This window comes from Streptomyces sp. W1SF4 (assembly GCF_003950035.1).
GTDB classification, from domain to species: Bacteria; Actinomycetota; Actinomycetes; order Streptomycetales; family Streptomycetaceae; genus Streptomyces; species Streptomyces racemochromogenes.
Genome location: NZ_CP034350.1, coordinates 4609657 through 4623003 on the forward strand (window position 1 = coordinate 4609657; position 13347 = coordinate 4623003).

Genomic DNA, 13347 nt, shown 5'->3' on the forward strand with positions numbered 1-13347 from the left:
CCCCCGGCCCCCCGCCGACCACCCCCCGGCCCCCGGCCCCGCCGGGGGAGCCCGGCGCCGGGTGCTGGCCGTGATTCCGGCCCGGGGCGGGTCCAAGGGGGTGCCCGGCAAGAACACCGCTCCCGTCGGCGGGACCCCGCTCGTCGCCCGCGCCGTGCGGGCCTGCCGGGACGCGCCCACCGTCACCGACGTGGCCGTCTCCACCGACTCCGGCTCCGTGGCCGCCGCCGCCCGCGCCGCCGGGGCCCACGTCATCTCCCGGCCCGCCGCCCTCTCCGGAGACACCGCGAGCAGCGAGGCCGCCGTCCTGCACGCCCTGGACGCCTTCGAGGAGCTGCACTCCCTCACCGTGGACGTGGTCCTCCTGGTCCAGTGCACCAGCCCCTTCGTCACCGCCGAGGACGTCGAGTCCGTCGCCGCCGCCGTGGCCTGCGGCGCCGCCGACTCCGCCCTCACCGCCGCCCCCTTCCACGGCTTCCTCTGGCGCCGAGCCGCCGACGGCCGCGGCAGCGGGGTCAACCACGAGGCCACGTACCGCCCCCGCCGCCAGGACCGCCCCGAGGAACTGCTGGAGACCGGCGCGGCCTACGCCATGACCGCCGTCGGCTTCCGGGCCGCCCGGCACCGCTTCTTCGGACGCACCCTCCCCGTCCCCGCCGACCCGGCGCGGGTCCTGGAGATCGACGACCCGCACGACCTCGCCCGGGCCCGCCTCCTCGCGCCCCTGTTCGACACGCCCCAAACCACCCGGCAACGCACCCCGCACCACACCCCACGCACCGAGCGAAGGACACCACCCGCCATGACGGTCGCCACCACCGAACCCCGCCTGCGCACCTTCGGCCCCCGCGTCGCCGGCCCCGGCCGCCCCGTCTACGTGGTCGGCGAGATCGGCATCAACCACAACGGCGACCTCGGCACCGCCTTCGCCCTGATCGACGCCGCCGTCGAAGCCGGATGCGACGCCGTCAAGTTCCAGAAGCGCACCCCCGAGATCTGCACCCCCCGCGACCAGTGGGACGTCGAACGCGACACCCCCTGGGGCCGTATGACGTACATCGACTACCGCCACCGCGTCGAGTTCGGCGAGGCCGACTACCTCGCCATCGACGAGCACTGCGCCAAGCGCGGCATCGCCTGGTTCGCCTCCCCCTGGGACACCGAGGCCGTCGCTTTCCTGGAGAAGTTCGACCCGCCCGCCCACAAGGTGGCCTCCGCCTGCCTCACCGACGACGAACTGCTGCGCACCCTGCGCGCCACCGGCCGCACCGTCGTCCTCTCCACCGGCATGTCCACCCCCCGGCAGATCCGGCACGCCGTCGAGGTGCTCGGCAGCGACAGCATCCTGCTCTGCCACGCCACCTCGACGTACCCGGCCAAGGCCGAGGAGCTCAACCTCCGCGTCATCAACACCCTCCAGGAGGAGTACCCCAACGTCCCCATCGGCTACTCCGGCCACGAGACCGGCCTGCAGACCACCCTGGCCGCCGTCGCCCTCGGCGCGGCCTTCGTCGAGCGGCACATCACCCTCGACCGCGCCATGTGGGGCTCCGACCAGGCCGCCTCCGTCGAGCCGGGGGGCCTGGCCCGCCTGGTCCGCGACATCCGCACCATCGAGACCGCCCTCGGCGACGGCGTCAAGCGCGTCTACCCCTCCGAACTCGGCCCCATGAAGAAGCTCCGCCGCATCCAGGGCACCCGCCCCGCCCCGGCCGCGATCTGACCCGTCCCGCCCCCACCCCACCCCTCCCCCCGAGCGGAGTACGCGGTGAACCCTCCCGGCCCCACCCTGGCCCTCGTGGAAAGCCCGGTCCAGCTCCTCAACGTGCTGGAGTGGGCGCACACCCGGCGCGGGCGCGAGCCCCTGCTGACCGCCGTCCCGGCCCAGCCCGGCCCGCTCGCCGAGCGCCGCCGCCCCGACCCGCGCACCGTCGCCACCCGGCTGCGGATCGTCGTCCTGCCGCCCACCGACCCCCTGTCCCGAGGCCAGCTGCGCCGCGTCGCCGGCATCGCCCGCGACGAGGGGTACGCCGTCCAGTGGCAGGAGGCCCGGGGCGGCTCCGGCGCCCCCCTGCGGGCCCTGGCCGCACTCGGCCCGGCCGTGCGCCACGCCGAACGGATCGTGGTCGGCGACCCCTTCTCCCGCTTCGTCCAGCTGCTGCTGGCCCCGTCCCGGGCCGCCGAGCTGGTCGTCGTCGACGACGGGACCGCCACCCTGGAGTTCGTCGCCCAGCTCGGCCGCGGCGAGCGCCTGCGCCGCTGGCACCGCACCGGCGACGGCCCCCTGTCCCGCGCGCGGGAACTCGCCTACGCACCCGTCTCCGGCGCGGCCCGGCGCCGCCTGCGGCCGGGGCCGGGGCGCCGCGTCGAACTGTTCACCTCGATGCCCGTCACCCCGCTGCCCGGGACCGAACTGCGCGTCAACGACTTCGCCTGGACCCGCGCCCGCTTCGGCCCGCCCCGCCTCACCAAGGGCACCGACCTCGTCGGCACCTCCCTCGTGGAGACCGGCGTCGTCGACCCGGCCCGCTACCTGGAGGCCGTCCGCGCCCTCGCCCGGGAGCACGGGGTGACCCGGTACTTCGCGCACCGCCGCGAGACGCCGCAGAAGCTGCGGGCGCTGCGCGCGGCGACCGGGCTGGAGATCGTACGGCCGGACCTGCCGCTGGAACTGGTCGCGCGCCGGGGACCGGTGGGACGTACGATCGTCAGTTTTCCGTCCACGGTCGTCCACACGCTGCCGTACGCGCTCACCGGCACTGGCGTGACCGTGGCCGTATGCGGTATCGACCCCGCCTGGCTCGCCCCCGGGGCCTCGCCCAGGGCCGGCGGCTTCCTCGCGGGCGTCACCGACACCGCTCGTGATGTGCGCAGACTCCCCGCACGGAGTACCACTGCTGCCGGATGAGCGCGCGAGTTTACCCCCGGCCGCAACCGGTCATGCGTCCAGAGGTCGCTTTTCTTTCCCCTAAGGGCATGAACTTTTCGTGATCTCCGGACAGTTGACCCATCCGTGGGCCTACCCTTCAACGGGTGAACCAGTTGATGTCCCGCGAGCCCCAGACCGCCCTGCCCGGCAAGCCTGTCCGGCCCGAGCTGCCCGGCAAGCTGCCGGACGGGCTCCGTGCCGAACTGATCGCCTTCCGCCGGGACTTGCACATGCACCCCGAGCTAGGACACCAGGAGTTCCGCACCACCGCGGCGATCAAGGCCCGGCTGGAGAAGGCAGGCCTGCGACCACGCGTCCTGAAGTCCGGCACCGGGCTCATCTGTGACGTCGGCACCTGGGACGGGGGACGGCCGATGCTGGCCCTGCGCGCGGACATCGACGCCCTGCCCATCCCGGACGCCAAGACCCACGTCTCGTACCGCTCCACCTACCCGGACCGGGCCCACGCCTGCGGCCACGACGTCCACACCACCGTCGTCCTCGGCGCCGGCCTGGTCCTCGCCGAGCTCGACCGGCAGGGCCTGCTGCCCCGGCCGGTGCGGCTGCTGTTCCAGCCGGCCGAGGAGGTGCTGCCGGGCGGCGCGACCGAGGCCATCGAGTCCGGGGTGCTGGACGGCGTCGGAAAGATCATCGCCGTGCACTGCGACCCGCGGGTCGACGCGGGCAGGATCGGCCTGCGGCCCGGCCCCATCACCTCGGCCTGCGACCGCCTGGAGGTCACCCTCGACGGCCCCGGCGGCCACACCGCCCGCCCGCACCTCACCACCGACATGGTGACGGCCGCCGCCCGCGTCGCCATCGACGTGCCGGCGCTGCTGGCCCGCCGGATGGACGCCCGCGCGGGCATGTCCGTCACCTGGGGCCGGATCGAGTCCGGGCACGCCTGCAACGTCGTCCCGATGCACGCCGAGCTCTCCGGCACGGTCCGCTGCCTCGACCTGAACGCCTGGTACGAGGCCCCCGACATGATCCACGCGGCGATCGACGAGGTCGCCACGATGCACGGGGCCAAGTTCGAGATCAACCACGTGCGCGGCGTGCCGCCGGTCGTCAACGACCCGGTGGTCACCGAGCTGCTCCGGGAGGCCATGGGCGCCCGGCGCGGCCCCGAGTCGGTGGAGGACACCGAGCAGAGCCTCGGCGGCGAGGACTTCTCCTGGTACCTGGAGCACGTCCCCGGCGCCATGGCCCGGCTCGGCGTCCGCCGCCCGGGCGACACCGCCAAGCGGGACCTGCACCGCGGCGATTTCGACGTCGACGAGACCTCGATCGGCTACGGCGTCGAGTTCTTCACGGCCGCCGCACTCCTCGACGGCCGCCGCAACGGTCCCGTCACATCAAAGATCGGGTAAAGCTCCATACAGCACCGGCGGGTCTCCTGTCGGCGGTGTCCAGCCCTTGGTACGCAAGGGCTGGACGCCCGTCCCGTTACCAATCGGTCACTGTCCGGTTCGCGACGATCCGATAACGACTCATGAACGGGCCTTTAACTGACATCTACGCGCGTTACGATCGCCGCTAAACCAGCGCCGGTCGTGGCGCTTCGGTCAGGTTTTGAAGGAGCCTCCCCTTGCGCCGGATCACCAGGATCGCCACCGTGGGCATCGCGTCCGCGGCGCTGGCCCTCTCGGCCACCGCCTGTGGCGGAAAGAAGTCCTCGGACAGCCCCTCCTCCGACGGCAGCGCGCCCACCTCCTCCGCGGGCGCGGCCATCGCGTACGACATCGGCGGCCGTGGCGACCAGTCGTTCAACGACGCCGCGTTCGCGGGCCTGGAGAAGGCCGAGAAGGACCTCAAGATCAAGACCGCCGAGGCGGAGCCGACCGAGGGCGAGAGCGAGGCCGACAAGGTCCAGCGCCTCACCGAGCTGGCGCGCAAGGGCAACAACCCGGTCATCGGCGTCGGCTTCGCCTACGCGCCGGCCATCAAGAAGGTCGCCGCGAAGTTCCCGAAGACCACCTTCGGCATCATCGACGACACCTCGGTGACCGACAAGAACATCGCCAACCTGGTCTTCAACGAGGAGCAGGGCTCCTACCTGGCCGGCGTCGCCGCCGCCAAGGCGTCGAAGAGCGGCACGGTCGGCTTCATCGGCGGTGTCGAGGTTCCGCTGATCAAGAAGTTCGAGGCGGGCTTCACCCAGGGCGTCAAGGACACCAACCCCAACGCCAAGGTACTGACCAAGTACCTCTCCCAGCCGCCGGACTTCGGTGGCTTCGCCAAGCCCGACCTGGGCAAGGCCGCCGCCAAGGGCCAGATCGACGGTGGCGCCGACGTGGTCTACGCCGCCGCCGGCCTCGCCGGCTCGGGCGCCATCGAGGCCGCCGCGACCTCCGGCAAGTGGGCCATCGGCGTCGACTCCGACCAGTACAACCAGGCCGGTCTGTCGAAGTACAAGGACAAGATCCTGACCTCGGTCACCAAGGACGTGTCCGACGCGGTCTACAACCTGATCAAGTCGGTCAAGGACGGCAAGCCGGAGTCCGGCGAGGTCCGCTACGGCCTGGACAAGGACGGCGTCGGCCTGGCCGACTCCAACCCCGAGTACAAGAACATGGCCGAGCTCATCGCCGCGGTGGAGAAGGCGAAGGCCGACATCATCGCGAAGAAGATCACCGTCAAGACCACGCCGTAACGGCTGTCTGACGACTCGTCGCGGTTTCCGGGGTCCGGATGCGGTCTCTACCGCTCCGGACCCCGGACCGCGTCTTCGCCCCCGGTCCGTGACCACTTGTGGCCAGTTGGCCGCAAGTTTTCACTTCCGACAGTGCTACGCGCGTAGAGGCATCGTGGACGCGATACCGTCCCATTCCCGCCCACCCGCCCGGCCGACCCCTGCCCTGTCCTCCTGCCGAGCCAAACGGCTTTCCAGCTCCTTCCGCGCCAAGGAGAGTGCGTCATCAACGCGTCCAGCCCCCCTCTCGCCGTAGAACTGCACGGCATCACCAAGCGTTTCCCCGGCGTCGTCGCCAACAAGGACATCGCCATCTCCGTCCGCAAGGGCACGGTCCACGCCCTGATCGGCGAGAACGGTGCCGGCAAGTCGACCCTGATGAAGATCCTCTACGGCATGCAGAAGCCGGACGAGGGCACCATCGCCATCGACGGGGAGCAGGTCTCCTTCAACAACCCCGGTGAGGCCATCGCACGCGGCATCGGCATGGTGCACCAGCACTTCATGCTCGCCGACAACCTCACCGTTCTGGAGAACGTCGTCCTCGGCGGCGAGAAGCTCTACGGCATCGGCTCCAAGGCCCGCAAGAAGATCCAGGAGATCTCGGACGCGTACGGCCTCGGCGTGCGCCCCGACGCCCTGATCGAGGACCTCGGTGTCGCCGACCGCCAGCGCGTGGAGATCCTCAAGGTCCTCTACCGCGGCGCCAAGACCCTCATCCTCGACGAGCCGACCGCCGTGCTCGTGCCGCAGGAAGTGGACGCGCTCTTCGACAACCTGCGCGAGCTCAAGGCCGAGGGCCTCACGGTCATCTTCATCTCGCACAAGCTGGGCGAGATCCTGAAGGTCGCCGACGACATCACCGTCATCCGCCGCGGCACCACGGTCGGCACCGCCGACCCGAAGACCGCGACGACCAAGCAGCTCGCCGAGCTGATGGTCGGCAGCGAGCTGCCCTCGCCGGAGACCCGCGAGTCCACGGTCACCACGACCCCCATGCTGCAGGTCGACGGCCTGACCGTCGCCGACGCGGGCACCATCGTCACCCCCGAGACCTCCGTGAACGCCCTCGGCGACTCCGACACCGACCTGCGCGAGCCCGCCGTCGCCGGCCGCCTGCTGCTCGACGGGATCACCTTCACGATCCACAAGGGCGAGGTCCTCGGCATCGCCGGCGTCGAGGGCAACGGCCAGACGGAGCTGATCGAGGCCCTCATGGGCATGATCAGCCCCGACGCGGGCGCCATCACCCTCGACGGCAGCGACATCACCAAGATGCCGGTCCGCAAGCGCCGCGAGGGCGGCATCGGCTACATCCCCGAGGACCGCCACCGCCACGGCCTGCTGCTGGAGTCCCCGCTCTGGGAGAACCGCATCCTCGGCCACGTCACCGAGGCGCCCAACTCCAAGCGCGGCGTCCTCGACCCGAAGGCCGCCCGCAAGGACACCGAGCGGATCGTGCGCGAGTACGACGTCCGCACGCCCGGCATCGACGTCACCGCGGCCTCCCTCTCCGGCGGCAACCAGCAGAAGCTGATCGTCGGCCGCGAGATGAGCCACAACCCCAAGTTCCTCATCGCCGCCCACCCCACGCGCGGCGTGGACGTCGGCGCGCAGGCGCAGATCTGGGACGCGATCCGCGAAGCCCGGCGCGAGGGCCTCGCCGTCCTGCTGATCTCCGCCGACCTGGACGAGCTGATCGGCCTGTCCGACACGCTCCGCGTCATCTACCGCGGCCGCCTGGTCGCGGACGCCGACCCGGCGACGATCACCCCCGAGGAGCTCGGCACCGCCATGACCGGCGCCGCGACCGGGCACCTGGAAGCCACTGACGACCACTCCGCCGAGGTCGACGGCGACACGACGGAGGACGAGGCCCGATGAAGAAATTCGACAAGGACCGGCTGCTTCTCGGCTTCGCCGGACCCGCGCTGGCACTGGTCAGCGCCTTCGTACTGAGCATGATCGTGCTGGCCGCGTCGGGCGTCGACCCGATCGAGCCGCTGCGCATCATGATCGAGCAGTCCGGCTACGAGGACGTGCAGGTCCTCATCGTGAACCAGGCCGGCACGTACTACCTGGCAGCCCTGGCCGTCGCCATCGGCTTCCGGATGAACCTCTTCAACATCGGCGTCGACGGCCAGTACCGCCTCGCCGCGATGGTCAGCGCCCTGGTCGGCGCGGCGGTCACGCTGCCCGGCCCGCTGCACATCCTGGTGATCGTGCTCGTCGCCATGCTCGTCGGCGCCTTCTGGTCCGGCATCGCGGGCATCCTCAAGGCCAAGCGCGGCGTGAGCGAGGTCGTCTCGACGATCATGCTCAACGCCATCGCGACCTCGCTGATCGCCTGGCTGATCCTGCCCAAGAACCTCGGCGTGCAGCCCGTCGGCTCCAACGACCTGACCACCGGTGACATCCCGGAGTCGGGCTGGTTCCCGGGCGTCGAGCTCGGTGACGGCATGGAGATCTACGGCTTCACCTTCATCGCCTTCGCGCTGGGCGTCGTCTACTGGTTCGTGCTCAACCGCACCCGGTTCGGCTTCGACCTGCGCGCCACCGGCGCCAGCGAGTCCGCCGCCCAGGCCTCCGGCGTGGACGCCAAGAAGATGATCATGACCTCGATGCTCATCTCGGGCGCCGTCGCCGGTCTGGTCAGCATGCCGCTCCTGCTGGGCGAGTCCCACACGTACAACCTGTCCTTCCCGGCGGGCATCGGCTTCACCGGCATCACCATCGCGCTGCTCGGCCGCAACAACCCGGTCGGCATCTTCTTCGCGGCGCTGCTGATCGCCTTCATCGACAAGGCGTCCGCCGGCCTCGACACGGCCGGCTACGCCAAGGAAATCGGCACGATCATGAAGGGCCTGATCGTGGTCGCCGTGGTCGTCAGCTACGAGCTCGTCCGCCGCTACGGCATCCGCCGCCAGCAGCAGAAGGTCGGCGAGGAGCTGGCCGCCGGCCACGCCATCAAGACCGAGAAGGAGGTCGCGGCGTGAGCGCCAGCACCGTTCCCACGACGAAAGCCGCGCCCAAGCCGGGCGGCCGCCGCAAGCTCACCCTGCCCTGGATCCTGCTGATCATCGCGGGCGGCCTCGCGCTGGTCTCGCTGGTCCGGGTCATCTCCGGCGCGAACGACCTGACCTCCGTCGGCCAGGTCTCCGGCGCCCTCCAGCTCGCCGTGCCGATCGGCCTCGCGGGCCTCGGCGGCCTCTGGGCCGAGCGGGCCGGCGTGGTCAACATCGGCCTCGAGGGCATGATGATCCTCGGCACCTGGTTCGGTGCCTGGGCCGGTTACCAGTGGGGCCCCTGGACGGGCGTCCTGCTGGGCATCGTCGGCGGCGCCCTCGGCGGCCTGCTGCACGCGATCATCACCGTCACCTTCAACGTCAACCACATCGTCTCCGGTGTGGCGGTCACCATCCTGGCGACGGGCTTCACCCAGTACCTGTCGAACTTCACCTTCGACAAGGCCGAGGGCGGCTCCTCCAAGCAGTCCCCGCGCATCGAGCCCATCACCGAGATCACCATCCCGGGACTCTCCAGCGGACTGGACACCCTCCAGGCCAAGCACTGGTTCCTCGTCTCGGACATCGCCGGCGTCCTCGGCGGCCTGGTCACCCACCTGTCGCTGCTGACCGTCGTCGCCGTGCTGCTGATCCCCGCCACCTGGTGGGTGCTCTGGCGCACCGCCTTCGGCCTGCGCCTGCGCTCCTGCGGTGAGAACCCGGTCGCGGCGGAGTCCCTCGGCGTCAACGTCTACAAGTACAAGTACATCGCCGTGATCGTCTCGGGCGGCCTGGCCGGCCTCGGCGGCGCGTTCCTCGCGATCGTCTCCACCGGCATCTACCAGGAGGGCCAGACCGGCGGCCGCGGCTACATCGGTCTCGCCGCGATGATCTTCGGCAACTGGATGCCGGGCGGCATGGCGCTCGGCGCGGGCCTCTTCGGCTTCACCGACAGCCTCAAGCTGCGCGGCGGCGCCGAGAACGTCCACGCGATGCTGCTGCTGATCGCCATCCTGCTGGTGCTCGCCGTCGGCTGGCAGCTGTACAAGAAGAAGTACCTCCAGGCCGGCATCGCCGCCGTCTGCGCCGCCGGGCTCTTCGCCTGGTACGCGGCCACCGACCAGGTGCCCAGCCAGTTCGTCGACGCCGCCCCGTACGTCACCACGCTGCTGGTGCTCGCCCTGTCGGCGCAGCGCCTGCGGATGCCCAAGGCGGACGGCATGCCGTACCGCAAGGGCCAGGGCAAGTGACCCCGGCCCCGGCGGTGGACTGGGAAGCCCTGCGGACCGCCGCCCGGTCCGCGATGACCCGCGCGTACGCCCCCTACTCGGGCTTCCCGGTCGGGGTCGCGGCGCTGGTCGACGACGGGCGGACCGTCACCGGCTGCAACGTCGAGAACGCGAGCTACGGGCTCGGCCTGTGCGCCGAGTGCGGCCTGGTCTCCTCCCTCCAGGCCACCGGCGGCGGCCGGCTCACGCACTTCACGTGCGTGGACGGCAAGGGCGCCATCCTCGTCCCGTGCGGGCGCTGCCGCCAGCTGCTCTACGAGTTCGGCGGCCCGGAGCTCCTGGTGGAGACGCCGGACGGGATCCTGCCGCTGAGCGCGATGCTGCCGCAGGCCTTCGGCCCCGACCACCTGAGATAGCCGTACGACGGCCCTCCGCCCCGCCGGGCGGAGGGCCGTCGCCGCTCCTCCCTCCCTCATCTCTATGCGCGTAGAAGGAAGTCACCTCATGGACGTCATCTCCGTCATCCGGACCAAGCGGGACCGCGGTGAGCTGAGCCCCGAGCAGATCGACTGGGTCATCGACGCCTACACCCGCGGCGTCGTCGCCGACGAGCAGATGTCGGCGCTCGCCATGGCCATCCTGCTCAACGGTATGAACCGGTCCGAGATCGCCCGCTGGACCGCCGCGATGATCGCCTCCGGCGAGCGGATGAACTTCGACTCCCTCTCCCGCCCCACCGCCGACAAGCACTCCACCGGCGGCGTCGGCGACAAGATCACCCTCCCGCTCGCCCCGCTCGTCGCCGCCTGCGGCGCGGCCGTCCCGCAGCTGTCCGGCCGCGGCCTCGGCCACACCGGCGGCACCCTCGACAAGCTGGAGTCCATCCCCGGCTGGCGGGCCCTGCTCTCCAACGAGGAGATGCTGAACGTCCTCGACACCACCGGCGCCGTCATCTGCGCCGCCGGCGACGGCCTGGCCCCCGCCGACAAGAAGCTCTACGCCCTCCGCGACGTCACCGGAACCGTCGAGGCCATCCCGCTGATCGCCTCCTCGATCATGTCCAAGAAGATCGCCGAGGGCACCGGCTCCCTCGTCCTCGACGTGAAGGTCGGCTCCGGCGCCTTCATGAAGAACATCGAGGACGCCCGCGAGCTGGCCTCCACGATGGTGGCCCTGGGCACCGACAGCGGCGTCAAGACGATCGCCCTGCTCACCGACATGTCCACCCCGCTCGGCCTGACCGCGGGCAACGCCCTCGAGGTCCGCGAGTCCGTCGAGGTCCTCGCCGGCGGCGGCCCCGCCGACGTGGTCGAGCTGACCATCGCCCTCGCGCAGGAGATGCTGACGGCCGCCGGCATCAAGGACGCCGACCCGGCGAAGGCCCTCGCCGACGGCTCCGCGATGGACGTGTGGCGCCGGATGATCTCCGCCCAGGGCGGCGACCCGGACGCGGCCCTCCCGGTCGCCCGCGAGCAGCACGTCGTCACCGCCTCCGCCTCCGGCGTCCTGACCCGCCTCGACGCGTACGCGGTCGGCGTCGGCGCCTGGCGCCTGGGCGCGGGCCGCGCCCGCAAGGAGGACCCGGTCCAGGCGGGCGCGGGCATCGAGCTCCACGCGAAGCCGGGCGACACGGTCACGGCGGGCCAGCCGCTGATGACCCTGCACACGGACACCCCGGAGAAGTTCGAGTACGCCCTGTCCTCCCTGGAGGGCTGCTACGACGTCTCCCCGTCGGGCACGGAGTTCTCGGCGAACCCGATCGTCCTGGACCGCATCGCGTAACCCCTGGCCGGGGAGGGGCGAGGTGCCGCATCGAGTAACCCCTCCCCGCCCTTCACCCGTTCTCGCCTCAGTCGCCGGCGGGGCTGAAAAAGATCCCGGGGCGCTCCGCCCCGGACCCCGATACCGTGCGCTGCGCGCCCGGTGCGCTCAATCGCCGCGCGGGCTGGAATTTCGCTGCGCGAAATCCAGCCCCGCCGGCTCCTCATAGCCCCGCCGGCGTTTGAGGCGCGGGGGTCTGGGGGCGGAGCCTCCAGGGGGTCCGGGCGCAGCCCGGGGAACGGGCGAAGGGCGGGTAGGGGACTTCGCCCCGCGCAGCGGCACCCCCGCCCCACCGCACCGGCCCCGCGCGGCAGCGCCCACGGCACCGGCCCCGCGCGGCAGCGCCCACGGCACCGATCCCGCGCGGCAGCGCAGCGGCACCGATGAGTTCCGCGGCCGCGGACGGTCATCCCCCCGTGGAGATCACCCTGGCCCTGGAAGGGCCCCAGCCGGACGTCCCCGCCCTCTGCGCCCGCCTCGGCAAGCTCTGCCGGGACGGCCCGGTCCGGCCGGTGACCTGCGACGTCCGGGGAGTCGGTACCCCCACCCTCGCCACCGTCGACGCCCTCGCCCGCCTGGCCCTCACGGCCAAGGGCCACGGCACCCCCTTCCGGGTCACCGGAGCGGCCCCCCGGCTAGAGGCCCTGCTCCACCTCGTCGGACTCGGAGAGCTCCTGCGGCAGCCCGAACAGCGGGAACCACCGCGCCGTGTCCAGGAAGGCGTTGAGCCCGACGATCCGCCCCCGTGACACCTCCAGCACCTGGAGCGCCCACGGCACGTGCCCGGGCAGGCCGTCCTCCCGCGGACGGTACTGCCCGAAGGCCGGCAGCCCGTTCGCCGTGGTCGGGACCAGCCGCGAGCCCTTGCAGCCGATGCCCTGCTCCAGGTGCCACGCGGCGATGTCCGCCGGCCCCCGCAGCCACAGGTCGAACGGCGGCATCGACAGCACCGCGTCCTCGTGCAGCAGCTCCGTGAGCCGCGAGATGTCGTACGCCTCGAAGGCCGACAGGTACTGCTCCAGCAGCTTCGACTGCTCCGCGTCCAGCGGGTCCTTCGGCTCGCTCGGCCGCAGCTCCTGCCCCGACAGCGTCGCCCGCGCCCGCTGGAGCGCGCTGTTCACCGACGCCACCGAGGTCTCCAGGAGCCGCGCGACCTCGTCCGCCTTCCAGGCCAGCACCTCCCGCAGGATCAGCACGGCCCGCTGCTTCGCCGGCAGGTGCTGGAGGGCCGCCACGAAGGCCAGCCGCACGGACTCCTTCGCCAGCGCCAGCTCCGCCGGGTCGGCGGTCTGCGGGAGCACCCGCCCGTCCGGGACCGGCTCCAGCCAGGTCACCTCGGGCCGCTCGTTGAGCACGGCGGAGGCCTGGTGCTGCGGTGCGGACAGGTCCATCGGCCGGGCCCGCCTGTTCCCCGCCTTCAGCAGGTCCAGGCACACGTTGGTGGCGATCCGGTACAGCCACGACCGCAGCGACGACCGCCCCTCGAACTTCGCGTGGGCCCGCCAGGCACGGACGTACGTGTCCTGCACCGCGTCCTCGGCGTCGAAGGACGAGCCGAGCATCCGGTAGCAGTAGCCGGTCAGCTCGACGCGGTAGCGGTCCATCGCCGCGTCGAGTTCCGGTGACGAGGTAGCAAGGTCGCTCATGGCCGCCGTCCCCCAGGTGGTT

Annotated in this window: 10 protein-coding genes and 1 pseudogene; 10 read left to right on the forward strand and 1 reads right to left on the reverse strand. The window is 71.8% G+C overall.

The genetic code is table 11. The features are described from left to right. Window positions 1-70 precede the first annotated feature (70 nt). The 10 genes and pseudogenes from D1J60_RS38135 to D1J60_RS21695 form a co-directional block, all read left to right on the forward strand. A pseudogene (locus tag D1J60_RS38135) lies at window positions 71-415 on the forward strand (NTP transferase domain-containing protein); the annotation flags it as partial. A 387-nt stretch (window positions 416-802) separates the two neighbouring features. Beyond that, window positions 803-1723, forward strand: coding sequence for an N-acetylneuraminate synthase family protein (locus D1J60_RS38140; protein ID WP_125824133.1), 921 nt, complete (start codon window positions 803-805; stop codon window positions 1721-1723). A gap of 45 nt (window positions 1724-1768) precedes the next feature. Then, window positions 1769-2908, forward strand: coding sequence for a hypothetical protein (locus D1J60_RS21660; protein WP_125822199.1), 1140 nt, complete (start codon window positions 1769-1771; stop codon window positions 2906-2908). A gap of 137 nt (window positions 2909-3045) precedes the next feature. Next, on the forward strand, window positions 3046-4302 hold the full coding sequence (locus D1J60_RS21665; RefSeq protein ID WP_125604901.1) for an amidohydrolase: 1257 nt from the start codon (window positions 3046-3048) through the stop codon (window positions 4300-4302). Window positions 4303-4520: 218 nt separating this feature from the next. Continuing rightward, window positions 4521-5585 (forward strand): BMP family ABC transporter substrate-binding protein, encoded by a 1065-nt coding sequence (locus tag D1J60_RS21670; protein ID WP_125822200.1) that lies wholly within the window; start codon window positions 4521-4523, stop codon window positions 5583-5585. Between the two features lie 264 nt (window positions 5586-5849). Next, entirely contained in the window at window positions 5850-7508 is a 1659-nt protein-coding gene (locus D1J60_RS21675) for an ABC transporter ATP-binding protein (protein WP_125822201.1), read from the forward strand. Next, window positions 7505-8620 carry an ABC transporter permease gene (locus D1J60_RS21680; RefSeq protein WP_007266053.1) on the forward strand — a complete coding sequence of 372 codons (1116 nt, stop codon included), beginning with the start codon at window positions 7505-7507 and terminating at the stop codon, window positions 8618-8620. The genes D1J60_RS21675 and D1J60_RS21680 overlap by 4 nt, the downstream gene beginning before the upstream one ends. Further along, the gene (locus D1J60_RS21685; protein WP_125603148.1) at window positions 8617-9879 is read left to right on the forward strand and encodes an ABC transporter permease; all 1263 of its coding nucleotides are present in this window, start codon (window positions 8617-8619) and stop codon (window positions 9877-9879) included. The genes D1J60_RS21680 and D1J60_RS21685 overlap by 4 nt, the downstream gene beginning before the upstream one ends. Then, window positions 9876-10274, forward strand: coding sequence for a cytidine deaminase (locus tag D1J60_RS21690; RefSeq protein WP_125822202.1), 399 nt, complete (start codon window positions 9876-9878; stop codon window positions 10272-10274). The genes D1J60_RS21685 and D1J60_RS21690 overlap by 4 nt, the downstream gene beginning before the upstream one ends. A gap of 88 nt (window positions 10275-10362) precedes the next feature. Beyond that, window positions 10363-11640, forward strand: a complete 1278-nt coding sequence (locus tag D1J60_RS21695; protein WP_125822203.1) for a thymidine phosphorylase — start codon at window positions 10363-10365, stop codon at window positions 11638-11640. 674 nt (window positions 11641-12314) lie between these two features. Here the strand turns inward: D1J60_RS21695 and D1J60_RS21705 are convergent. Next, complete coding sequence (locus D1J60_RS21705; protein ID WP_125822205.1) at window positions 12315-13325, reverse strand: sigma-70 family RNA polymerase sigma factor; 1011 nt, start codon at window positions 13323-13325, stop codon at window positions 12315-12317. Window positions 13326-13347: the final 22 nt, after the last annotated feature.